Source organism: Mesorhizobium sp. B2-1-1 (assembly GCF_006442975.2).
Taxonomy (GTDB): domain Bacteria; phylum Pseudomonadota; class Alphaproteobacteria; order Rhizobiales; family Rhizobiaceae; genus Mesorhizobium.
Genome location: NZ_CP083954.1, coordinates 2,739,198 through 2,761,538, shown reverse-complemented (window position 1 = coordinate 2,761,538; position 22,341 = coordinate 2,739,198). Strand labels below are relative to the sequence as shown.

Here is a 22,341-nt window from a genome sequence, read left to right as displayed (position 1 = left end):
CGTCAGGACTTTCGCGCGGCATGCCGCGCCAGTGCGTGCTCGATCAGCACGTCGATGACCTGGCTGTAGCCGATGCCGATCGCCGCCAGCGCCTTGGCATACATCGAGATGTCGGTGAAGCCGGGCAGCGTGTTGACCTCGTTGACCAGCAGCGAGCCGTCGGCGCGCAGGAAGAGGTCGACGCGGGCCATCGCCTCGCAGCCGAGCGCCTGGAAAGCCCGTGCCGTCATCTCCCTTGCCTCGTCGGCGACCGCGGACGGGACATCGGCGGGCACGTTCACCACGGCGCCGTCGGCGTCGAGATATTTGGCCTCGTAGGTGTAGAAGCCGTGCCGGCTGGCCGGAATGATCTCCCCGGGCAGCGAAACCGTCAGTTCGCCATCGGCCTGCTGCAACACCGCGCACTCGATCTCGCGGCCTTCGACGAACTCCTCGATCAGCACCTTGCCGTCATAGCGGAAAGCCGTCTCGACGGCCCGTTCGAAGCCGTCCCGGTCGTTCACCTTGCTGACGCCGAAGGAGGAGCCCTGGCGCGCCGGCTTGGCGAAGAAAGGCAGGCCGAGCGCGCCGGCGATCTCCTGGAACGGCCCGACATCGTTTCGATGCACGGTGACGGAACGGGCAACCGGCAGCCCGGCCTCGCGCAGCAGCCGCTTGGCGACATCCTTGTCCATGGCGGCGGCCGAGGCGAGAATGCCGCAGCCGACATAGGCGACGTCGGCGACCTCGGCATAGCCCTGCACCGAGCCGTCCTCGCCGAAAGGACCGTGCAGCACGGGAAAGACGACGTCGACCGGCGGCAGGTCGGGCTGTGCTCCGCCGCCCGGTGCGGCCACCAACCTGCCTCTGCCACCGGGCAACAGTGCGACCTCCACGCCGTCCTCAGACATCGGCGCCCCTGCTCCGTCGTCGCCGGCTTCGGATGAAGATTGCAGCAGCCATCGACCATCCCTGGAAATGGCGATCGGGACCACCTCGTAGCGCGTCCGGTCGATGGCCTTCAGCACATTGGCGGCCGAAAGGCGCGACACGTCATGCTCGGCCGAACGCCCGCCATAGAGGACGGCGACCCTAATCTTGGTCTTCATTGAAAAGCCTTGTCCTTCATCGAAATCCCTCGAGATCAAAGGCTGACGGCAATGCCGCGATTGGCAAAGAAGCGGTCGAAATCGGCCGGCGCCAACACTGCGTTCGCCTGTGTGGCGCCGGTATGGCCGGACGGGTTGTGAAAGCAAAAACCCTCATCCGATGCCGACATGACCAGCGCCAGATGGCCGCCCTTGGAGGGGGGCTCGCACTCGGGCCAGCGGATCGAACTGCTGACCGAGGCGATGAAGAAGCGCGACTGCCCGAGGATCGCCCGAATATCCGATGTAGCGACACTGGTCATCACCTTCGCTTCCAGGCCGAATTCCGCCTTCACGAACCTGACAAAGGGGGCGTAGATCAGGCCCTTGATCGATCGTTCGGTGACGACATAACCGCCATATCCGGTGCAGCGCCTGGCCAGTTCGATGGTCGGCACGATCTGGCCGCGCGCCGCCAGGATCATCTTGGGCACGCCATGCCGCAGACATTGGCGGCCCACAGCGCGTATTCGTCGAGTGTGCGCGCGCCCGAGTTCTCCCACAGCGGATCGCGCCGCAGCGCCACCTCGGCGCCATCGGCAAGGACGGCCGAAGTCATATCGGGCGTCTCCCACTGGCTGAAAAACGGCACGGTTCCAGGCGGTGGGCTCATCAATTCCTCAAACAGATCATTTCAATTTCGTATACAGGGATACGAGAGGGGAGAACAGTGCTTCAAACCTCATTCGCCTGATCAGGCGATGGCCCGCGCTCGGGTTTTGCCCGCCGGGCGAAGCTTGCCAATGCCCGCCGATCGGCGCACTCTCAGCCCTACGAAGCCGGTCGCCGGGTGTCGGCTCCTCTCCTCGCCCGTCGTGTTAGGATTGCGCAATGACCCGCGACCAGATGCTCGCCCACCTCCGCGCCGCCGACGCCGTCGCTCGCGAGGCGGCCGTGCACGGCCATCATCCGTTCGGCTGCGTGCTGGTCGGGCCGGACGATCGTGTGCTTATGCGCCAGGGAAATCTCGACACGGTGCGCCATGCCGAGACGGAGCTCGCCCGGCGCGCCGCGGCTGCCTACGAGCCGGATTTCCTCTGGTCCTGCACGCTGGTCTCGACCGGCGAACCCTGTGCGATGTGCGCCGGAACGCTCTACTGGGCCAATATCGGCCGCCTGGTCTACGGCTTCGAGGAGACGAAGCTCCTGGCGCTCACCGGCGATCACGCTGAGAATCCGACGATGAGCCTGCCCTCGCGCACAGTGCTCGCCTCGGGCCAGAAGAAGATCGAGGTCTTTGGCCCCTTCCCCGAGATCGAGGACGAGCTGATCGCGCCGCATCGCGATTTCTGGACGCGCTGACGCGCCGGCCGAGGCCGCGCGCAAAGCCGCCAGATGGCCACCGGAACGGAATTCAAACGATCTCTTGGAACGTGTTTGCCAACAGCGTCGTCAATGCGCTGGTGGCCCGGGCGACTGCCTGAACCGGTCATGCTTACCGCCCATAGGTGTACGTCACGCTGGTCTCGCCGAGCGCCTGGCTCTTCGCGGCCACTGCCACCATTTCCGGAGAGGGATTCTCCGGCGCGCGCAGCTTCGGCGCGCCGAGCGCATAGAGCGTGAAGACATAGTGATGCGTGCCGCTGCCGGGCGGCGGGCATGGCCCGAAATAGCCTGCGCGGCCGATGCCACCCTTGCCGAGCACCGTACCCTTGGGCAAGCCTTTGCCGCGCTTCGAGCCAGCCCCTTCGGCCAGGCCCTTCGCGCTTGCCGGGATGTTCCAGGCCAGCCAGTGCCAGAAACCCTTGCCGCCGCCGGCGTCGGGGTCGAACATGGTGAGCGCGTAGCTCTTGGTGCCTGCCGGCGGGTCCTTCCATCTCAAGGCGATCGATACGCTTTGCCCGCTGCAGCCGCCGGCCTTGTCGCCGAGATATTTTTCGGCCCATTTGCCGTTGGAAACCGACGGGCTTGAAATCTCGAAAGCCGCCGCCTGATTGGCGAGGCCGAACAGCACCAGCACGGCGAAACCGAGGCGCAAGCTCATGGCTTCCTCCACTTCCAGCCAAGATGCCGACGAGTTTAGCCGAAAAGCGGCCCGAAATTAGGCAATTTGGCGCGAAACTGCTGGTGGGAGCCGCGGGAATTGCTGGTCCCTGCAACAAAAGCTGCCGGACGGCGCTATTCCGCCGCGCTGCATTCTTCGGTCGGCTCAGCCGGACCGATCGCCGAGATCCAGAGCCGGTCGATGTCGGCTAGCTGCGCGCCGTCGATTTCGTCGAGATGGTTCCAGTACATGCCATCCTCGTAGAAATAGCCGAGCTCGCGCTCGATTTGCTCGGCCACTTCGACCCTATGGTGATGGATGCGCGCACGCGCATCCATCTTCATGCCGGCGAGGCGCTCGGGGGACAGTAACCGCAATTCCTCGAAGGACAGCCTTGGGAAGACCAGGCGGCTTTGCGGCAGGTCCGACAGGTTGATGCAGAGCGTGCCGCGTCGCAGCGCATGAATGAGCAGGCGGGCGGATTTGGCCTCGAGGCTCTGCAGCGTGACATCGTCGCGCAGCGGGTCGGCGCGGCCGATGCCGTAGAAATGGGTGTCGCCGGCCGTGTCGTAGATCATGTCGCAGCCGAGGAAGGCGAGCACGTCCGGCCTCTGGCTGTGGACGGCCCAATAGGCCGCTGTCAGCGACATGGTGGCGCCGGCATAGACGAAGCCGCCGAAAGTATTCTGGGCCGGCACGTAATGCGCGGCGCTGAAGATCTCGGCCTGCCGCAGCGGTTCCAGAGGCGGCATCCGGTTGGACGGGAAATCGCCGGCATGCACCAGCACGTCCCAGTCGGGGCGCACGCGCCAGGCATTGTTGATGGCGACGATGCTGGCGAAGGTCTCCTTCGGCCAGGCGGCGCAGCGCACGACGTCGGGCGCGCTGCCGAGAAGCAGCGTCACTCTGGGCGTTGCGGAGACCATGACATCCTCATTCGACCGGCAAAGGCACGCCCGCATTTACCGCACGCCTTGCCAGGCGCACAAGGGCTGCCGACAAGCCGGCCTGACGCCCCGGGGCCAGGAATCCGGTCGGTTGCTAGTTCCTCAGCAGCTTGGCCAATCTGGGAATGCCCTCGGTCACAGCGCGGCGGTCGGCCAAGGTGAAGGACAGCCGCAGCGTGTTGCGCCCGGTGCCATCGGCGAAGAAGGCGCTGCCGGGCACGAAGGCGACACGCGCTTCCTTCACCGAGCACGCCAGGAGAGGTTCGTGGTTCAAAGCTGGGCTTCGATGGCGGCCTTGTCGATGATGGACCACACGAGCCGGATCTTCGCGCCGCGAAATTCATAGAAGACGTTCTCGGCGAAGGACACTTTCCGGCCGTCTACGGCAAGCCCGAGGAAATTTCCCCTGGGCGTGCAGTCGAACATCAGGCGGCTCGCGACATGAGGCGGATCGCAGACCAGCAGCCGGATATCGAAACGAAGATCCGGAATGTCGTCGAAATCCTTCTCCAGCATCGCACGGTAGCCGGAGAGACCGATCCGCCTGCCATTGTGGGACACGTCGTCGTCGACGAACTGCCCGAGGTTCGGCCAGTCCTGCCGGTTGAGGCAGGCAATGTAGTCGCGGTAGATACCGGAAAGGTCGGTCATGGCGCATGAACCGCGTTCGTGGACACAAGGCTATTTTGCACCCGCAACAAGTCAGGGCAACCCGGGTTTGTTCGCCGCTGGAGCGATGCACCGTCGTCTGGCCGGCGCCTTAAGCCTTGAGCAGCGCCGCCAGCCGCGGGATACCCTCGGTCACCGCGCGGCGGTCGGCGAGCGTGAAGGACAGCCGCAGCGTGTTGCGCCCGGTGCCATCGGCGAAGAAGGCGCTGCCGGGCACGAAGGCGACACGCGCTTCCTTCACCGAGCGCGCCAGGAGCGTGGTGGCGTCAGCGCCTTCCGGCAGCGTCACCCAGACGAACATGCCGCCTTCCGGGCGGCTCCAGGTCACACCCTTCGGCATGTTGGCTTCAAGCGCCGCAAACAGGCCGTCGCGGCGTTCGCGATAGGCGCCGATCAGTTTTTCGACCTGGGCCTCGAACACCGCTTCGGCCGCCCGGTGCATCACCATCTGGTTGATCGACGGGCTGTGCAGGTCGGAAGCCTGCTTCATCAGCACCAGCTTGTCCACGACATGGCGCGGCGCGCAGACCCAGCCGACGCGCATGCCCGGCGACAGGATCTTCGAGAACGAGCCGCAATAGAGCGTGCGCGCCTTGTCGATGCCGCCGGAGCGCGCGCAGTCGAGCGCCAGGATCGGCGGCACGCTTTCGCCATCATAGCGCAGCGCCCGGTAGGCGGCGTCCTCGACGATGGCGATGTCGAGCTCGCCGGCAAGGTCGAGCACCGCCTCGCGCTGCTGCCTGTCCAGCGTGTTGCCGGTCGGGTTGGCGAAATCCGGCACCAGATAGGCGAACTTGACCCGGCCGCCATTCGCCGCCGCCGCCGCGCGATAGGCATCCGGCGTCATGTTGCCGCCTTCCGGCCGCAGCCGGTCGTAGCGCGGTTCATAGGCGTTGAAGGCCTGCAGCGCGCCGAGATAGGTCGGCCACGTCACCAGTGCGGTGTCGCCGGGCGACAGCAGCAGCTTGCCGATATAGTCGAGCGCCTGCTGCGAGCCCGAAGTGATGAAGATGTTGGCTTCCTCGCAGGCGACGCCGAGCTTGCCCATCTGCCCGGCGATCCATCGCCGCAGCGGCAGATAGCCCTCGCTCACCTGGTACTGAAGCGCGGCCCCCGCCTCGCCGCCGCCGAGCACGTCGGCATAGGCGTCGCGGATCGCCTCGGCCGGAAACAGCGCCGGATCGGGAATGCCGCCGGCGAAGGAGATGATGTCCGGCTGGTCGAGCAGCTTCAGGAGCTCGCGGATTTCCGAGGCCTTCATGCGCGACGAGCGCGAGGCCAACAGGTTCATAAGGGTCAAGCACGCCTCCCCGGACGCATCGAATATAGGTCAACTTAGCTGACCTATATCTGGTCTCGCCGCAAATTGAATAGGGCCTGCTAGCCTTCCCGCATGCGCCAGCCGCCGCGGGGCTAAGAGCGGATCAGGGACAATTGTTAAGTCTGCGTTTGGTCAATCCGACTTGATAGGCACTCTGCGGATGCCTTCTAAGCCGCCATGCTCGAAGACATAAAATGAGAGCAAGATACCCAAAAAAACAAAGAAAGAGCCACAGGGTCCCAAGATCACTCACAAAGCACAAAAAAAAATCAATGAGACGGCAACCACGGCATAATACAAAATCGAGGCCCAGATGTATTTTTCCATTTGAGAGCTATTCATCGATCGCCTTGGTCCGAAAGTGCAGTCATATTTACCGATGCTAAGCGATTCGTCCCAAATGTGCTCACAGTATGACGCGGATCTCCAGCATTCTGGCCATTGACGAACGACATCCGATCGAATTTTCGGCCTAAATGTTCTGTTTGTAGCCGAGATGGGTGCCGGTGAAGCCGAGGCTTTCATAGAACCGATGCGCGTCCGCTCTGGTCTTGTCGGTGGTGAGCTGGACGAGGCCGCAACCGCGCGCCCGGCATTGATCAACAGCCCATTCGATCATCAGCCTGCCTATGCCTTCGGAACGGCGGTGCCCGGCCACCCGCACCGCCTCGATCTGACCGCGCCAGGCGCCCTTGCGCGACAGCCCGGCAAGGAAGCTGATCTGCAAGGTGCCGACCACGTCGGCGCCATCGACCGCCACCGCCAGCAACTGGTTGGGGTCGGCATCGATGGCGTTGAAGGCATCGACATAGCCCTGCGCCAGCGGCAGCGAGGCATCCTCTCTGGCCGCGCCAAGCGGATCGTCCGCCAGCATGGCGACGAGGGCAGGCAGGTCGGAGGCCAGGGCCTTGCGGAAGGTGATCATGAGCACGACTTACGGCGACGCGCCGGCGCCGGCAAGGCCGTTGGTTTGGAAGCCTCACCCTATCTTCGTCATCCTAGGGCGGAGCAGGAGCGAAGCTCCGTCGCGGAGACCCTGGAATCCATGCCGTGACATGGGAGCGCCGCTACCGTGCGGAATTTCGATCACCGAGCCCCGCGACATGCCCCGAGTCAACCCGAGGACGAAGTGGCCAATGGCTACCATCCTGTTCCACGAAATAGCTCGAACCATTCAGGATTGGCCTTTTCGATCAGTTCGACCTTCCATTGCCGCCGCCAGCGCTTGAGCGATTTCTCGCGCTGGATGGCGTCCGTGATATCGAAATACTCCTCGTACCAGACCAGTCGCTGCACGCCATATTGGCTGGTGAAGCGCGAACCCTGGCCCGACTTGTGTTCTGGCATACGACGACCGAGATCGTTTGTGACGCCGATGTAAATGGTGCCGGCCTTCTGGCTGGCGGTCATGTAGACATAGCCGGTCATGTGTCGGGGCTATCGGGCCATGCGTTGGGAGAACATCCTGATTCGCTGCATTCTTCGGCAGGTGTCACGGCATGGATCCTAGGGTCTGCGCCGCGTCGCTTCGCTCCTTGCTCCGCCCTAGGATGACGAACCGAGGGTACTTCTTCAACCCCATCCCCATCCTGGTCTTGCCGCACGGCGCCAGCGCCTCCCTCCAACACATTTGCAGCACCCGCCGGCAGCATATAGGAAAAGCCACAAGATGGCATTGGCGTCGGCGCCGGTCCTGGTTTCGCGGAGAGCGGTGTTGAGAGCGTGTGTTCGTCTGTGCCTGTCGCTGGTCGCGGTGCTCGCCTTGCCGCTTGTCGCCCATGCCCAATGGAAGCCGGTCGAGACGATCGAGCCCTACGCCATCTCGGGCCGGACCGGACAGGAGCTCTACCGGTCGATCGGCGAGAACGGACCGCTGATCCGCGGCGCCAAAACGCGCACCATCGCCTACACCAATTTCAAGCTGACCTGGACCAGGGACTACCAGAACAAGGGCCGCGATTGCGTGCTGGCATCGGCAAGGCCGAAGCTCATCATCACCTATGCCTTGCCGAAGCCGTCAGGGTCCCTGCCGCCGGCCGTGCAGAAGAGCTGGGACAGCTTCATCGCCGGCGTCGCCGCCCATGAGAAGGTGCATGGCGCCGATATCATCGCCATGGTGCGCAAGATCGAGGCGGCGACCGTCGGGCTCAGCGTTGCCGACGATCCCAAATGCGCCAAGATCCGGACCGAGATGACCAGGCGCCTCTCCGAATTGTCGCAGGCGCAGCGGCAGGCAAGCCGCGATTTCGACCGCGTCGAATTCGGCAATGGCGGCAATTTGCAAAAACTGGTTTTTGGCCTCGTGACCGGTCCCTGAGAGGAAGGCGCCGCCCTCACCGCGTCTGCGCGCTCGCCGCGAGTTCCGCCCGCTTCTCGTCCGACACCACGGCCAGATCCAGCACCTTCTGCAGTTCGGCGGCGTGGCGGAAGGACGGTTCGGCCTGCACGCCGGTCCGCACCGCGTCGGCGAAACGCTGGTAGTTGGTGGCCACCGTGCCGGCGTCGAGCTCTTCCCATATCCCATCGTCGACATTTTCGCCGAGGCAAGCCTTGAGCGACGAGCCGTCGAGATTGTGCACCACTTCGAGACCGCCTCTGTCGCCATAGATGCGCAGGCGCAATTCGTTGAGATGGCCGGTCGCCCAGCGGCTGGCATGCACCACGCCGAAGGCGCCGTTGGAGAAATCCACCGTCATGGCGAAACTGTCATTGGCGTCGAGCCCATAGTCGCCGATGCGGTTGCCGGGCGCCTTGTCGAAGGAACGCAGCCGGCAGAATACATGGTCGATGCCGAGGGCCGCGCCGTAGCTGGCGAAATCGAGGATGTGGATGCCGACATCGCCGAGCACGCCGTTGGAGCCGTGGCCGCGCGACAGCCGCCAGAGCCATTTCGGGTCGCTGCGCCAGTCGCCCCAGAATTTCGACACCAGCCAACTCTGCAGATAAGACGCCTCGACGTGCCGGACCGTGCCGATCTCACCGGCCTGCACCATCCGGCGGGCCTTCTGCAGCGCCGCGACGTTGCGGTAGGTGAGGTTCACCATGTTGACGATGCCGGCTTTCTCGGCGGCCTCGGCCATCTCGATCGCCTTGCCGAAATTCTCGGCCAGCGGTTTCTCGCACAGCACCGGCTTGCCGGCCGCGATCAGCTGCATGGTGGTCGGGTGGTGGATGCGGTCCGGCGTGACATTGGCCACGGCGTCGAAAGCGCCCCATTTGAGCGCCTCGTCCAGCGCGGTGAAGCGGTTGGGGATGTTGAAGCCGTCGGCGAATTCGCCGACACGCGCCGGATCGAGGTCGACGGCCCCGACAATGTCGACGCCATCGATGGCGCTGAATTGCCGTGCATGTTCCTGCGCCATCCAGCCGGTGCCAAGTATCAGAAGCCGCATTTTTCCTCCTTGGTGCGAGATGTCGTCGCGTCAGGCGGGATGCCGGATCGCCTCCGCGACGCGGGTCGGACAGGCCTTCCCTCCCGGACCCGCCTCAAATAGCGCGAATGATCCCGCCGTCGACGCGGATGTTCTGGCCGGTGATGTAGCCGGCGCCGTCCGAGGCCAGGAAAGCGATGGTCGCAGCGATCTCTTCCGACGTGCCGTAGCGCTGCATGGGCACGGAGTCGCGGCGCTCTTCCGTCGCCGGCAGGCTGTCGATCCAGCCGGGCAGCACATTGTTCATGCGCACATTGTCCGCTGCATAAGTGTTGGCGAATATCTTGGTATAGGCGGCAAGGCCGGCACGGAACACGGCCGAGGTCGGGAACATCGGGCTCGGCTCCACCACCCAGGCGGTCGAGATGTTGATGATGGCGCCGGCCTTCTGCTTGACCATCTGCGGCGCCACGATGCGCACCGGCCGGATGACGTTGAGCAGGTAGACGTCCATGCCGGCGTGCCACTGTTCGTCCGTGATCTCCAGGATCGGCGCGCGCGGCCCGTGGCCGCCGCTGTTGACCAGAACGTCGATGCGGCCATAGCGCTCCAGCGTCAGGTCCGCGAGGCGCCGCAGATCCTCGTTCGACTGGTTGGAGCCGGTGACGCCGATGCCGCCCAGTTCCTTGGCCAGTGCCTCGCCCTTGCCGGATGAAGACAGGATGGCGACCTTGAACCCGTCCGCCGCCAGCCGCTTCGCCGCCGCAGCCCCCATGCCGCTGCCGCCGGCCACGATGACAGCCACTTTTTCTGAACTCATTGGGTTTTCCTCTCAAGGGGGTTGGCGGGAGTTGCGGTCTCAGCGGTCATATAGCCGGTTTCGTCGGCCGCTTCGAACCAGAAAGGCTGAACCGACCTGCAGAAAAATGCGACGCGCCAACCGCCCTAGCCTTCCACCGTCTCCAGCACGCTGAGCAGCGTGCCTTCCATGTCGGGCTCGTCGCCGGAGCAGACGCACAGCATTTCGGCGTCGCCCTCGCCCACCGAGAGGTAGGCGTGGCCCATGGTGGAATCGATATAGACGCTCTCGCCCTGTTTCAGCCGCACCGGCGCGTACTGGTCGGTGTGCAGTTCGATCTCGCCCTTGAGCACGATCAAAAATTCCTCGCCGGCATGTTTCGTCAGCGGGCCGAACTCTTCGGGCGTGCGGGCGCGCGCATAGGCGTGGATCGGCACCATGCGCTTGCGCACCAGGTCGGTGGCCAGGTACCGGTAGTCGTAATTGCGGGTCAGCTGGCGCAGTGTGTTGGACGGTGAGGTAACGGAGCGGCGGGTGCGCGCCGCCGGCTGCTTGCGGTCACCGCTGAGCAGTTCCGTTACATGGATGCCGAGCCCTTCGCAGATCTGCAGCAGCTTGTCGTAGCTCAGGGACATCTGGTTGTTCTCGACCTTGGACAGCGTCGACACCGCGACCCCGGTGAGCCTGCTCACCTCCTGCAAGGTCCAGCCATGCGTCTTCCTCAAGCCGCGCAGGCAATCACCCAGCTTCGGTTGCTCCGACATATCAGCTCCATGCCGCGGGATCGCGCCGCTCCATCCTACGTAATTGAACTTCCCGCCGTCATCAACAACGCCAACAATTTTCTTATACGCTAAATATTGACTGGATAAGAAATTATTTTTACGACTGAACGATGCAGTCGAATTCACTCCCGAAAATCGTCGTCATCGGCGGCGGCATTGCCGGCCTCTCGCTTGCCGCCGAGGTGGCGGACTGGGCCGACGTCACCCTGATCGAGCGCGAGAGCCAGCCGGGCTATCATGCCAGCGGCCGCTCGGCCGCCCTGTTCACCGAGACTTATGGCAACCGCCTGGTGCGCGCGCTGACGCTGGCGAGCCGCCGGGCGATCTTCGACGGCGGCTTCGTCGCGCATCAACGTGGCGCGCTGCATGTCGGCCGCGCCGATGACGGCGCGGCCGTCGACCGGCTGGCCGGCGAATTGCAGGCCATGGTACCGAGCGTACGCCGCCTCTCCGCCGCTGAGCTGCATGCGCTGGTTCCCGTCATCGATCCGCAAACCACATGCGGCGGTGTCTATGAACCGGGTGCGGTGGACGTCGATACCGGCAAGATGCTTGCGGCCTGCGCTTCGGCACTGAAGGCCAGGGGCGGCATCATGCGCACGGGCGAAGAGGTGCGCGAGGTCGCGCCCGCCGGCAATGGCTTGCGCGTCGCCACCAGTGCCGGCGCCTATCCCGCCGACATCGTCGTCAACGCCGCCGGCGCCTGGGTCGATGTCGTGGCCGGCCTGGCGGGGCTCACCGGCCTCGGCTTCCAGCCCAAGCGGCGCACCGCCTTCCTGTTCGACCCGCCCGCGGGCACCGACATTGCCGGCTGGCCGCTGGTGGTCGATCTGCACGAACAATTCTACTTCAAGCCAGACGCCGGCAGGCTGATCGGCTCGCTGGCCGACGAAACCGATTCCGAGCCTTGCGACGCCTGGCCGGAAGACATCGACGTCGCCATTGCCGTCGACCGCATCGAGCAGGCAACGTCCATGCGCATAGGCCGCCCGTCGACGCCCTGGGCCGGCCTGCGCACCTTCGCGCCCGACCGCACGCCGGTCGCCGGCTTCGACCCGCGCCTGCCCGGCTTCTTCTGGCTCGGCGGCCAGGGCGGCTATGGTTTCCAGGTATCGCTGACATTGGCGCGGCTCGGCTCGGCGCTGATGCGCGGCCAACCCTTGCCCGACGATGTCACCGCGCTTGGCGTCACCGCCGCGGGGCTGGCGCCCGACCGCTTCCTGGCCCCGGCGGCGACGCCATGAATTTCATGCCCTTCCCTCAACCAGAAAAATGTCATCAGGAGCGTTTGCGATGAAATCCACCGTTCTGCGCACAGTGCTTGGCTCGACCCTTCTGGCCTCGTCCGTCCTTCTCGGCGGGCAGGCTCATGCCAAGACGCTCGTCTATTGCTCGGAGGCCAATCCCGAGACGTTCAACCCGGCGATCGGCATCGCCGACTCCACCATGGACGCCGCCGCCAAGACGATCTTCAACCGGCTGGTCGAGTTCAAGCCGGGCACGACCGAAGTCGGACCGGCGCTGGCCGAGAGCTGGGATGTCTCGCCGGACGGCAAGACCTACACATTCCACCTGCGCCATGGCGTGAAATTCCAGTCGAACGAGCATTTCACGCCGACGCGCGAGTTCAACGCGGACGACGTCCTTTACACGTTCAACCGCCAGCGCGACGCCAACAATCCCTACCACAAGCTCGGCGGCGGCTCTTACGAATACTTCAACGCGCTGGGCATGGGCACGCTGATCGACAAAATAGACAAGGTCGACGATTACACCGTGCGCTTCACGCTGACGGCACCCAACGTCACCTTCCTGGCCGGGCTGGCGCTCGACTACCTCTCGATCTTGTCGCTGGAGCAGACCGAAAAGATGGTGGCCGCCGGCACGCCGGAGCTGATCGACAGCCAGCCGGTCGGGACCGGCCCGTTCATGCTCGATGCCTATGTGCCCGACAGCCAGGTGCGCTACGCCGCCAACAAGGATTACTGGCGCGGCGCGCCGAAGATCGACACGCTGGTCTTTGCCGTCACGCCCGAGCCGACCACCCGCGTCGAGCGCCTCAAGGCCAATGAATGCCAGGTGGCGGCCCCGCCCCCGCCCAGTGCCGTCGCCGAATTGCGCGCCGATCCAGACATCACGGTCCTCGACCTCAAGGGCCAGAATATCGGCATCCTCGGCTTCAACGTCGAGCATCAGCCGCTGGGCGATGTCCGCGTGCGCACCGCGCTTGCCAAGGCCGTCGACCGCAAGGCAATCGTCGATGCCGTCTATGCCGGCGCCGGCACGGTTGCCGGCAGCGTCGTGCCGCCGGCGCAGCTCGGCGCCGTCACCGATGCCGGCATCGACTACGATCCCGACGGCGCGAAGAAACTGCTGAAGGAAGCAGGCCACGAAAGCGGCCTCAAGATCAGCCTATGGGCGATGCCGGTGTCGCGCCCCTACAACCCCAACGCCAAGCGCATGGCTGAGATGATCCAGGCCGACTGGGCGAAGGTCGGCGTGCAGTCCGAGATCGTCAGCTTCGAATGGGGCGAATATCTCAAGCGCACCGCCGCGGGCGAGCAGGACGCTTTCCTGCTCGGCGGCAGCAGTGACAATGGCGATCCCGACAACATGCTGAGCTATCTCCTGTCCTGCGACGGCGTGAAGGGTGGCTCGAACCGGTCGCGCTGGTGCGACAAGGATTTCGAGAAGCTGCTGGATGAAGGCCGCGTCGCCGCCGACCCGAAAGAACGCGCCGCGATCTACGGCAGGGCGCAGGCAATCCTGAAGGCCGAGGTGCCGGTGGCGCCGATCGCCCATTCGCTGGTGGCGATCCCGATCCGCAAGTGCGTGCTCAACTACATCCTCGACCCCTTCGGCCGGCAGAATTTCGCCGCGGTCGATGTGGCTGAGTGAGGGCAGGCGCTCCCTGTCCTTCCCCCATATGGGGGAAGGTGGATCGGCGCGCAGCGCCGAGACGGATGAGGGGTGTTCCAGCGGAATGAGACGTTGGTGTTCCCTGGAGCACCCCTCATCCGACCTCGCTTCGCGAGGCCACCTTCTCCCACAGGGGGAGAAGGAAAAAAGAAAGCGATATCAATGCCGAAAGACCTGACCTCCCTCCTCAACAGCTACCTCGCCGACGGCGCGGTGGGTGCCTCGCTGGCCTATTCGACAGGCGCCGCGCCAATCGCCCTCACCGCGGGCCTAGCCGATCGCGCACATGGCACATCAGTCACACCGGACCAGTTGTTCAAGATCGGCAGCTGCACCAAGACCTTCGTCGCCGCCGCCCTGGTCAAGCTCGCCGAGACCGGCAAGCTCGAGCTCGGCGCGCCGATCTCCTCCTGGTTCCCGGATCTGCCGGGCGCCGGGAATATTTCGGTGCGCCAGCTGATCAACCATCGCAGCGGCCTGCCGGAATTCGAATATTACATACCGATGGATCCGGGCCGGCAATGGACGCCGCAGCAGCTGGTCGACATCGCCTTCGCCTCCGACAAACAGAAGGCACCGGGCGGACCCGCTGTCTACAACAACACCGGCTATGTGTTGGCCGGCATGGTGATCGAGGCCGTCACCGGCCAGTCGCTCGGCGCCTATGTCAGAAGCGCGGTCCTGCGGCCGCTCGCCCTGGAAAACACCTGGTCGCCAGCCACCGAAGCATTCCCGGAAAGGTCGATGGTGCGCGGCTACTACCACCGGCCGCCGCTGGCGCCGGGCGCACCGACAGACATCGCTTCCGGCGGCGAGATGTGGCGCATGGACGGCGTGCTGCCCTACTCCGACGAATTGCAGGATTCTTCCGATTCCTTCCCATTCGGCGCCGCCTATGGCTGCGGCGACATGGTGTCGACGCCGTCCGACATGGTGAGCTTCATGCGCAGCCTGTTCTCCGGCAAGCTCTTGTCGCCGCCTTTCTTCGCCGAGATGTTCGAACGCCGCGTGCCGGCGAGATTCCCGGGCACCCGCATGCGCGAGACCGGCGCCGGCATGTTCCAGAGCGCCTATGCCGACCGCGCCTTCTACGGCCATCAGGGCAGCATTCCGGGCTATGTCGCGGTCATGCTGCATGATCCGGCGACCGGTCTTACCATCGCCATGACCAGCAATGTCGGCTCCGGCAACCGCCTGTCCTTCCAGGCCAGCGGCCTGCATCCCGTGGTGGATCAGGCGATCCGGATCATTCTGGAGCAGCCAAGCCGGGCAGCATCTGGCTGAGCACGCGATCTCGCAGAAGAACGTGGTGGAAGACGGCCGCCGCGGCGTGCAGGCCGGCCAGCCACATGAGGATGTCGCCAAGCGTGCCGTGGATTTCCGCCAGCGAAGCGCCGACGTCCCATGGGGCGAAAAGCGAACCGATCGGACCGAAGCCGTACACCGTGACCGGATGGCCGCCAAACCATGCGCCGAGCATGGCGGTCACCGGCACAGCGAACATCAATGCGTAGAGCGCCCAATGTACCGCCTTCGACCCGACATACATCCAGGCGGGCATGGACGGAGCATCGGGAATGCGATCGAACAGCCGCCAGGCCAGGCGGATCACCAGCAGCCAGAAAACCGCGAAGCCGAGCGATTCATGAAGCAGCAGCATCGAGGCCCTGGGCGCTGAATAAACGCGCGTAGGAGGGCCGCCTGCCGAGACCAGGAAGGCGATGAGCACGAGCAGTGCCGTCAACCAGTGGAATGCCTGGGCAAGGCTTCCGTAGCGAGTTGTGGTACCGGACAGTGACATGCAGGAACTCCGCGGCAGTTGCACAAGGCTCCCCGCGCCAGGCCGAATTTGCCTTTATTTAGCTGCGCCTCGAGTGAGAACGATTTATGGCGGAGCAGGTCGGGTCGGCTTGTCGCACCGGCTGCACAGCCAAGGCGCTTGAGACCCTTCAGGTTTTCGACCAAAACACCGCCGCCGCCCCCGCGACGATCTCCGCATTGTCCAGCGCCACCTTTCCATCGGGAAGCGTCCTGCCGTCTTCCAGTCCGACCCGCGTCGACCAGCGCCTTCGACGCGCGAGCTCCACGAACGGCCAGACCGTGGCATCGGCGCCGTGCAGCAGGATCGGCCGCCGCACCCCGGCGCGGTCCAGCGCGGCGGCGATGCCGTGCGCCTCGGCGAGTGCGGTGGGCAATTCCTGTATGTCGATCTCGATCAGGATGCGCAGCACCCGGTCGTGATCGGCAAGACTGACGAACCGCTCGGTATCTTCCGTTGTGGCAAGGCCGGCCTCGATGCCGACGCCGCGCTGGCGCAAAAGCTCCATCACGCCGGGCGCGTCGGCCTCCGAAAGATTGACCGAGGCATAGTCGGGCAGTTCGCGCCAGCCGGCGATCGCCGCGCGGGTGCGCTCGACGTCATTCTCGATCCAGGCGCCTGTCGACACGCCGATCAGCGTGCCGGGACAGGCCCGGCGCACCGCCAGCACGGTCGCGTCCACGGCGGCCAGGCTCTCGCGCCCGTCCGCGCCGCGCGGATGGATGTGCAGCTCGGCCGCGCCCGTGGCGACGCAGGCGGCCGCATCGCTCGCCATCGCCTGCGCCGTCAGCGGCAATTTCGGATGAAAATCGCGCGGTCGTGCGCCATTGATGCAGGCCTGGACGATCATGGCTGCCATCCTCGGACAAGGGAGCCAGCACTCTAGCTGCGTGGCAAGGCATGGCAAAGAGTTGGGCGTTGTCTCTCCTGACAGCGGCCGGTGAGACTGCCGATCTCCCCCTTGTGGAGGAGATCGGCAGTTCCACGGCCTCGCTCTTCCTTATCGGAATCCCGGCATTTGAATAAAATCCGCCTGTGGATATTTACCCTGTGTTCCGCCAGACCGGCCAAGATATATTAGGGCGAGGTAATGGAGGGATCATTGACCAGCGATTTTTCAGCCGCCCGGGTGCATCTCGAACGCGCCTATCACTATTTGCGCGGCGATGACGAGACAAGCCGCTCGGCATGCGAAGCCCTCGACCTGCTGATCGAAGCGGTCGCGGAGGCGCAGCACAGGCGATCGGAGGCAGAGGTGTTGGAGTTTCCGCGATCGGCACGGTTCGCCGACCGCCAGTGATCGTTCCGCCACGCCCGGCCGACCGCCCGGAGCCGTTCCAGAGGCCGTGCTTAACAGCTCTTCGGGATTGCCTAATGGAGTGTTGGAGTGGCTCGGCGATTCTGGCGGGCGGCTTGCCCGCTTCAGGCGCGCCGCCTGTCGGGCATTCCGGCCGTCGCGCGCGAAACGATCGCCTCCAGCGGCTCGGGACGATGCAGCAAGAAGCCCTGGCCATAGGCGACGCCCATGTCCTGGAGCATGGCCAGCGTATCGTGCCGTTCGATCTTCTCGCCCACCACGGCGAAGTCGAGGCTCCTCGCAATGCCGGTCATCGCCAGCACGATCTCGCGATCGAAGCGGCTGTCGGTGATATGTTCGATGAACGAGCCGTCGATCTTGATCGCATCGACGGGAAAGCGCCTGAGATACTCGAACGAGCTCATGCCGGCGCCGAAATCGTCGAGGCTGACCCGGCAGCGTCGCTCGCGCGCCTTGCGCACGAAGTCCTCGGCGGCGTCGAAATTGGTGACGGCCGCGGTTTCGGTGATCTCGAATCCGATGCCGGAATGCGGCGCACCGGTTTCCTCGATGGTGTTGTCGACGAAATCCCACAGCCCCGGATCGCTCAATGTCTGAGCCGACAGGTTGAAGCCCAGCGTCAGCGCCCCGGCAAGCAGCGCCGGTCCGTGCCGCAACAGCGCCGTGCGAATGATCCAGCGGTCGAGTTTCGAGGCGATGCCGAAACGCTCGGCCACCGGGATGAATTCGCCCGGCGGCACCAGCCGCCCGTTGCGCGCGGCGAGCCTCGCCAGCACTTCGACGTGCCGGCACTCTTGCCATGGCTTTCCCAGGAGATGGATTTCCTGGCCGAACAGTTTCAGCCGCCCGTCGTCCATGGCATCGACGGTGTCGGCTGCGATGCGCGCCGCATTGAGGCCGGCGGCCCCAGATCGCGCCGCGGCCGAAAACACCGCGAAGCGGTTGCGCCCCGCCGCCTTGGCCGCGTAGCAGGCGTCGTCGGCGCAAGCCAGCGCATCGGCCACGGTAGTCGTGGCGTCATCGATGAAGGCGATGCCGATCGAGGCCGCCAGTCGGCGCGATGACGCGGCCGGGCCGAGATCGGCCTCACGCACCGCCCCAAGCACGGCGCCGGCGATCCGCTCGGCCTGCACCGCGTCGCAATGCGGCACCAGCAGCGCGAACTCGTCACCGCCCAGGCGCGCCGCATGCGCCGACGGCGGCAGGCAGCCGCGTATGCCCCCCGCGACGCTCTTCAGCGCCAGGTCGCCGGCGGCATGCCCGGCGAAGTCGTTGAGCGCCTTGAAGTAATCAAGATCGACATAGAACACCGCCAGCGGCGCTCCCGCCGCGATATGCTCGCCAAGCAGCCTGTCGAAGGCGGCGCGGTTCCACAGGCCGGTCAGCGCGTCGTGGCGGGCGGCATAGGCCAGTTCCTGTTCGCGCAGCTTGTCTTCGGTGATGTCGCGCACCGTGCCGAGGATCTGGCCGGCGGCACCGGCGGCGGCGACGAAACGCACCAGCGATTCGACATGACGGATATCGCCGTCGCGCCTGATGATGCGATATTGCGCGGCAATGACGCCGTCGGTTTCCAGCGGCGCCCTGTGGGCGCGTTCGGCCGCCTGCTTGTCGTCGGGATGCAGGTAGCTGTGCCATAGGTCTGCCGTCACCTCGTCGGTAACGGCGACAAGGCCGAATATTTCCCTGGTGCGGGAATCCCAATAGCTTTTGTTGCTGGCGATGTCGTAGTGCCAGATGCCGGTGCCGCTGGCCGCGAGCGCCAGGCGGAAGCGGATGTTGACCTGTTCCAGCGCGGCCTCTGCCGCCTTCTGTTTCGAAATATCGGTCTGCACGCCCATCAGCCGGATCGGTTGGCCGTCGCGGTCGCGTTCGACGATGCCGCCGCGGTCGAGCACCCAGACCCAGTGGCCTTGCTTGTGCCGGAGCCTGAGCTCGGTCTCGATGGTGTCGGTCAGGCCGGCGATGTGACGGTCGCCGCTGGCCAGCGCCTGCTCGCGATCGTCGGGATGGGTAAGCCGCAGCCAGAGGTCGCTGCTGTTGGCAAGCTCGCTTTCGTCATAGCCCAGCATCCGCGCCCAGGTGGCGGAATAGAAACACTCGCCTGTCCGAAGGTCCCAGTCCCAGACGCCAAGTTGGGCGCGCTCCAGGGCCTTCTCCCAGAACGTTCCATTACGGCTTTTCTTGTCCTGACCCGCCATCTTCCGTTTCGTCCAACCCCGCCGGGGGCAATCTGCGGCAAAACCAGAGAAGAAAGCGTTACCACGCCGGTGGCTCCGCCGCGTTCCTCGCTTGCGGTCCCGACTTTCGATTGGCGGGCAAGAAGCGGAGTTTGCCCGCCCGCCAATCCTCCTAGTGTTTGCGCGGGGTCGCCGCCCGCCCTGGCGATCTCGTGCAAACACAAGAGGACTTTTCCCATGACCAAACAGGAAGACAACAAGGCCGTCGTCGCTAGATGGTTCACTGATTTCTGGGGTGAAACCTGCGATCTTTCCGTCGTCGACGCCATCGCCGCGTCCGACATGCTGCTCAAATATTCGCTGCATGAACCGCGCCGCGGCCGCGAGGACATCAAGGCCTTCATGACCGATTTCCGCGCTGCCTTCCCGGACCTCAACTTCTGGGCCACCGCCGACCTCATCGCCGAAGGCGACTATGTCGTCGGCCAGTGGGAAGGCGGCGGCACCCATGCCGGTCCGGCCTTCAGCGATTTCCTCGTCGGTTCGCTGCCCGCCGCCACCGGCCGCACCATGCGCTTCACCGGCACCACGGTGCTGAAGGTGATCGAGGGCAGGATCGTCGAGGAGATCGGCCTCGACGACGGCGTCGCGGCGTTGACCCAGCTCGGCCTGATCAAGGCGGCTTGAATGAGAGGGACCATCGCCGTCCAGGCAGTGGTCCCTCTCGATTGCACGTGCGTCACGAAAGGCCTCTTGGCAGCAACCCAACACAGGGCCAGCACCGCCATCGTCCTCAGAATACAATACTACACTATTGAGTATTACATTGGAAACCAGACACCATTACGGGTGCAACAAGATATTAATAGGTTGCCGCCAGAACATTCATAACAAGTTCGAAAGCTGGCGGGACCTCCCTGATGAGTGGGTACACCGGAACACAGGGCGGCGATCTCCGATCGGTTTCCACTGTTGATCTTGGCGTGGCGACAACCAGAAGCAGCTGGCTGCTGACGGGCCTGTGCCTGGTCTGCGTCGCGACGGCGCTTTGCCTGCGGCCTGAGCGATATCTTCTGCTGTCCATAAAGTACTTCGGGACATTCCTCGGCTTGCTGCCGGTGCTGCTGGTGGTTGGCCTCGGGTTAACGGCATTGGTGTATGGCGGGCCCAGGCCGACAAGATTCATGGTGCACATACTCAAGGAACGCGGGCCGGCGGCCGCGCGGGTCGTCTTGCTATTCTTTCTCGGCATCATCGCTTTCACGACATTCAGGATCACCATACCGGAGATCGTGCCTTACTATGCTGATCCCATGCTGGCCGACCTCGATCGTTGGCTGCACGGCGTCGATCCTTGGGTATGGACGCACGGCATCGTTTCAGAGCCCGCCTCCATGCTGGTTTTCAAGGCCTATATGTCCTGGTGGTTCATGCAATGGCTTGGCGTCGTGCTCTTCGTCGCCTTCTGGAACAGTCCCGCCCGGCGCATCCGCTATCTCTGGGCGTTCGCGCTCACCATGGTGTTGTGTGGCACCGTTCTTCCAATCATGCTGTCATCCAGCGGGCCGATATTCTACGACCGGTTCTATGGCGGCAGCCGATTTGCCGGGGTGCTCGCAGCGCTGATGGCAGACCCGTATGCGTTGCCGGTGCGGTTCGCCGCCAGCTATCTGCTCGATGCACACGACAGCGGTAGCTCCGCGCTGGGCAGCGGCATCACGGCGATGCCAAGCATGCATGTCGCCATCGTCACGCTCAATGCCTTCTTCCTCACCGGCTTTGGTCGTCGCTGGGCCGTTGCAGGCTGGTCGTTCGCCGCACTCATCCTGTTCGGCTCGGTCTATACCGGCTGGCACTATGCCGTGGACGGCTACCTATCGATCATCGTGGTCTCTCTGCTCTGGTACCTGACCGGACGCTTCGTTCTACCGGCATCGGGGCAGCAGGCTTCCGACGTGGCCCAACAGTCTTCCGATACGGGATCGGCGGCCCCCAATCCCGCGCCGCGATAACGGGCCGGAGCGGACAGCGTCGAGCCAGGCGGCCTTCACCGCCTGGCTTCATTGCTTACTGGCTGGGCGCCACCGCGTGTTCGCACGACACTTTCGGGTTCATGTCGGCGAAGGTGCCGGTCGGGTTGCCCTTCCAGGCCCAGACATGCAGCTCGTAGAATTCGCCCAGGCCGTAACGGTTGGGCGCACTGTTGAAGTTGAACAATTGGCCGTCCAGTGACGCCGGCCCCTTGGCGGTGATGTATTCGACCGCCACCAGCTTCAGTGTGCCGTCGGCCATCGGCTCGTACATCACGGCCTCGGGACGGGCAATGTCGATCTTGTCGTCCTTCAGGTACTGGCCGTTGACATAGTGAATGCCCATCGCGCCGCCGGTGATGCCGCTGGCGCAGGGAATGGGCGCATAGCCTTCGTCCGTGGCGACTTTGACGTCGAGGAACCGGCCGTTCGCCGCCCGCACCTTACCGGCCAGTGGATTCGCGCCGGATGTAAATGCGACCTCGTCCTGATGGGCCTGGGCGAAAGTGGCGCAGACGGCCAGCATGGCCCCCGCCATGAGAAGCCCGTTGTGGAATTTGCGTATCATGTTCATTCCATTCTTCTTGAAAAGGCCCAGCGCGCCGGCCGCCGGAAATACGGAGGCGCGGCAGGCAAGCGCCGTGATTGTCGTTGCTCGGAGAGCCCGAAAGCGATGCGACGGATGGAGGAAAGCTTCATCCCTTCGGCAGATACGGGATCGTCCCCGCCAGGTCTGTGTTGTCGATCATCTGGAAGCGGCTGTCGCTACCGTCCTGACGGGCCGAGACGAAGGGCGCGTAGGCCGGATCGTTGGCGAAGGCGCGCGCCGCCGCTTCCGACGGGAATGCCATCAGCGCGATCAGAGTGGTGTCGAGCGGCTTGCCTTCAAGCGTCTTCACATTGCCGCTGCGCGACAGATACTTGCCGCCATGCTTGTGGACGAGGTCGTGCACCGATGCGGCGTAGGCCGGCATCCACTGCGGGTTCTTCACCTTGATGTCTGCAATGACGTATGTGGTCATGGTCTTCTCCCTGTTACGGCGCACAGGGGAGATCCCCGCGGCCGGTCAAA

At 64.6% G+C, this 22,341-nt stretch carries 23 protein-coding genes and 2 pseudogenes; 8 read left to right on the top strand and 17 right to left on the bottom strand.

The annotated features are described in order from the left end of the window. Positions 1-2: 2 nt before the first annotated feature. Both FJ972_RS13520 and FJ972_RS13515 read right to left on the bottom strand, forming a co-directional pair. Positions 3-1,088, bottom strand: coding sequence for a D-alanine--D-alanine ligase family protein (locus FJ972_RS13520; protein WP_140521510.1), 1,086 nt, complete (start codon positions 1,086-1,088; stop codon positions 3-5). Positions 1,089-1,123: 35 nt separating this feature from the next. After that, positions 1,124-1,740: pseudogene (locus FJ972_RS13515) on the bottom strand (hypothetical protein). A 218-nt stretch (positions 1,741-1,958) separates the two neighbouring features. Between FJ972_RS13515 and FJ972_RS13510 the strand changes: the two are divergent. Next, positions 1,959-2,429: a nucleoside deaminase gene (locus FJ972_RS13510; RefSeq protein WP_140515996.1), complete on the top strand. Its 471-nt coding sequence runs from the start codon at positions 1,959-1,961 to the stop codon at positions 2,427-2,429. A gap of 133 nt (positions 2,430-2,562) precedes the next feature. On the opposite strand, the gene FJ972_RS13505 is transcribed toward FJ972_RS13510, so the two are convergent. The 7 genes and pseudogenes from FJ972_RS13505 to FJ972_RS13475 all read right to left on the bottom strand — a co-directional run bounded on the left by FJ972_RS13505 (position 2,563) and on the right by FJ972_RS13475 (position 7,476). Further along, positions 2,563-3,111, bottom strand: a complete 549-nt coding sequence (locus FJ972_RS13505) for a YbhB/YbcL family Raf kinase inhibitor-like protein (protein ID WP_140500017.1) — start codon at positions 3,109-3,111, stop codon at positions 2,563-2,565. Between the two features lie 134 nt (positions 3,112-3,245). Next, positions 3,246-4,037: a hypothetical protein gene (locus FJ972_RS13500; RefSeq protein WP_140521509.1), complete on the bottom strand. Its 792-nt coding sequence runs from the start codon at positions 4,035-4,037 to the stop codon at positions 3,246-3,248. 115 nt (positions 4,038-4,152) lie between these two features. Next, a pseudogene (locus tag FJ972_RS13495) lies at positions 4,153-4,317 on the bottom strand (PLP-dependent aminotransferase family protein); the annotation flags it as partial. Between the two features lie 11 nt (positions 4,318-4,328). Then, complete coding sequence (locus FJ972_RS13490; protein ID WP_140500021.1) at positions 4,329-4,709, bottom strand: ester cyclase; 381 nt, start codon at positions 4,707-4,709, stop codon at positions 4,329-4,331. Between the two features lie 109 nt (positions 4,710-4,818). Further along, positions 4,819-6,018: a PLP-dependent aminotransferase family protein gene (locus FJ972_RS13485; RefSeq protein ID WP_181173444.1), complete on the bottom strand. Its 1,200-nt coding sequence runs from the start codon at positions 6,016-6,018 to the stop codon at positions 4,819-4,821. Between the two features lie 502 nt (positions 6,019-6,520). Then, a complete protein-coding gene (locus tag FJ972_RS13480) occupies positions 6,521-6,973 on the bottom strand; it encodes a GNAT family N-acetyltransferase (RefSeq protein WP_140521507.1) in 453 nt (150 codons plus the stop codon). A 215-nt stretch (positions 6,974-7,188) separates the two neighbouring features. Further along, positions 7,189-7,476 (bottom strand): GIY-YIG nuclease family protein, encoded by a 288-nt coding sequence (locus FJ972_RS13475; protein WP_140521506.1) that lies wholly within the window; start codon positions 7,474-7,476, stop codon positions 7,189-7,191. A gap of 241 nt (positions 7,477-7,717) precedes the next feature. Between FJ972_RS13475 and FJ972_RS13470 the strand changes: the two genes are divergently transcribed. Continuing rightward, positions 7,718-8,365 (top strand): DUF922 domain-containing Zn-dependent protease, encoded by a 648-nt coding sequence (locus FJ972_RS13470; protein ID WP_140521505.1) that lies wholly within the window; start codon positions 7,718-7,720, stop codon positions 8,363-8,365. Between the two features lie 16 nt (positions 8,366-8,381). Here the strand turns inward: FJ972_RS13470 and FJ972_RS13465 are convergent, their stop codons facing one another. From FJ972_RS13465 to FJ972_RS13455, 3 genes are all read right to left on the bottom strand, one after another. Further along, positions 8,382-9,440: a Gfo/Idh/MocA family protein gene (locus FJ972_RS13465; RefSeq protein WP_140521504.1), complete on the bottom strand. Its 1,059-nt coding sequence runs from the start codon at positions 9,438-9,440 to the stop codon at positions 8,382-8,384. A gap of 94 nt (positions 9,441-9,534) precedes the next feature. Further along, positions 9,535-10,239 (bottom strand): SDR family oxidoreductase, encoded by a 705-nt coding sequence (locus tag FJ972_RS13460; RefSeq protein WP_140516008.1) that lies wholly within the window; start codon positions 10,237-10,239, stop codon positions 9,535-9,537. 125 nt (positions 10,240-10,364) lie between these two features. Continuing rightward, entirely contained in the window at positions 10,365-10,982 is a 618-nt protein-coding gene (locus FJ972_RS13455; protein ID WP_140521503.1) for a helix-turn-helix domain-containing protein, read from the bottom strand. A 131-nt stretch (positions 10,983-11,113) separates the two neighbouring features. Here FJ972_RS13455 and FJ972_RS13450 point away from each other — a divergent pair, with 131 nt between their 5' ends. From FJ972_RS13450 to FJ972_RS13440, 3 genes are all read left to right on the top strand, one after another. Beyond that, positions 11,114-12,247: an NAD(P)/FAD-dependent oxidoreductase gene (locus tag FJ972_RS13450; RefSeq protein WP_140521502.1), complete on the top strand. Its 1,134-nt coding sequence runs from the start codon at positions 11,114-11,116 to the stop codon at positions 12,245-12,247. A gap of 49 nt (positions 12,248-12,296) precedes the next feature. Then, positions 12,297-13,901, top strand: coding sequence for an ABC transporter substrate-binding protein (locus tag FJ972_RS13445; RefSeq protein ID WP_140521501.1), 1,605 nt, complete (start codon positions 12,297-12,299; stop codon positions 13,899-13,901). A 183-nt stretch (positions 13,902-14,084) separates the two neighbouring features. Next, positions 14,085-15,206, top strand: a complete 1,122-nt coding sequence (locus FJ972_RS13440; RefSeq protein ID WP_140521500.1) for a serine hydrolase domain-containing protein — start codon at positions 14,085-14,087, stop codon at positions 15,204-15,206. Here FJ972_RS13440 and FJ972_RS13435 read toward each other — a convergent pair. Then, positions 15,169-15,723: a cytochrome b gene (locus tag FJ972_RS13435; RefSeq protein ID WP_140521499.1), complete on the bottom strand. Its 555-nt coding sequence runs from the start codon at positions 15,721-15,723 to the stop codon at positions 15,169-15,171. The genes FJ972_RS13440 and FJ972_RS13435 overlap by 38 nt on opposite strands. Before the next feature lie 148 nt (positions 15,724-15,871). After that, positions 15,872-16,591: a 3-keto-5-aminohexanoate cleavage protein gene (locus tag FJ972_RS13430; RefSeq protein ID WP_140521498.1), complete on the bottom strand. Its 720-nt coding sequence runs from the start codon at positions 16,589-16,591 to the stop codon at positions 15,872-15,874. A gap of 252 nt (positions 16,592-16,843) precedes the next feature. Here FJ972_RS13430 and FJ972_RS13425 point away from each other — a divergent pair, with 252 nt between their 5' ends. After that, entirely contained in the window at positions 16,844-17,041 is a 198-nt protein-coding gene (locus FJ972_RS13425; RefSeq protein WP_181165267.1) for a hypothetical protein, read from the top strand. A gap of 122 nt (positions 17,042-17,163) precedes the next feature. Here FJ972_RS13425 and FJ972_RS13420 read toward each other — a convergent pair whose 3' ends face one another. After that, positions 17,164-19,260: an EAL domain-containing protein gene (locus FJ972_RS13420; RefSeq protein WP_140521497.1), complete on the bottom strand. Its 2,097-nt coding sequence runs from the start codon at positions 19,258-19,260 to the stop codon at positions 17,164-17,166. 216 nt (positions 19,261-19,476) lie between these two features. On the opposite strand from FJ972_RS13420, the gene FJ972_RS13415 reads away from it, so the two are divergent. Next, positions 19,477-19,926 carry an ester cyclase gene (locus FJ972_RS13415; RefSeq protein ID WP_140521496.1) on the top strand — a complete coding sequence of 150 codons (450 nt, stop codon included), beginning with the start codon at positions 19,477-19,479 and terminating at the stop codon, positions 19,924-19,926. A 431-nt stretch (positions 19,927-20,357) separates the two neighbouring features. Beyond that, positions 20,358-21,251: a phosphatase PAP2 family protein gene (locus FJ972_RS13410; protein ID WP_226880606.1), complete on the top strand. Its 894-nt coding sequence runs from the start codon at positions 20,358-20,360 to the stop codon at positions 21,249-21,251. Between the two features lie 55 nt (positions 21,252-21,306). Here FJ972_RS13410 and FJ972_RS13405 read toward each other — a convergent pair whose 3' ends face one another. Together FJ972_RS13405 and FJ972_RS13400 are read right to left on the bottom strand one after the other, a co-directional pair. After that, positions 21,307-21,843: a hypothetical protein gene (locus tag FJ972_RS13405; protein WP_181167216.1), complete on the bottom strand. Its 537-nt coding sequence runs from the start codon at positions 21,841-21,843 to the stop codon at positions 21,307-21,309. A gap of 121 nt (positions 21,844-21,964) precedes the next feature. After that, positions 21,965-22,291, bottom strand: a complete 327-nt coding sequence (locus FJ972_RS13400; protein ID WP_140500048.1) for a DUF1330 domain-containing protein — start codon at positions 22,289-22,291, stop codon at positions 21,965-21,967. Positions 22,292-22,341 lie beyond the last annotated feature (50 nt).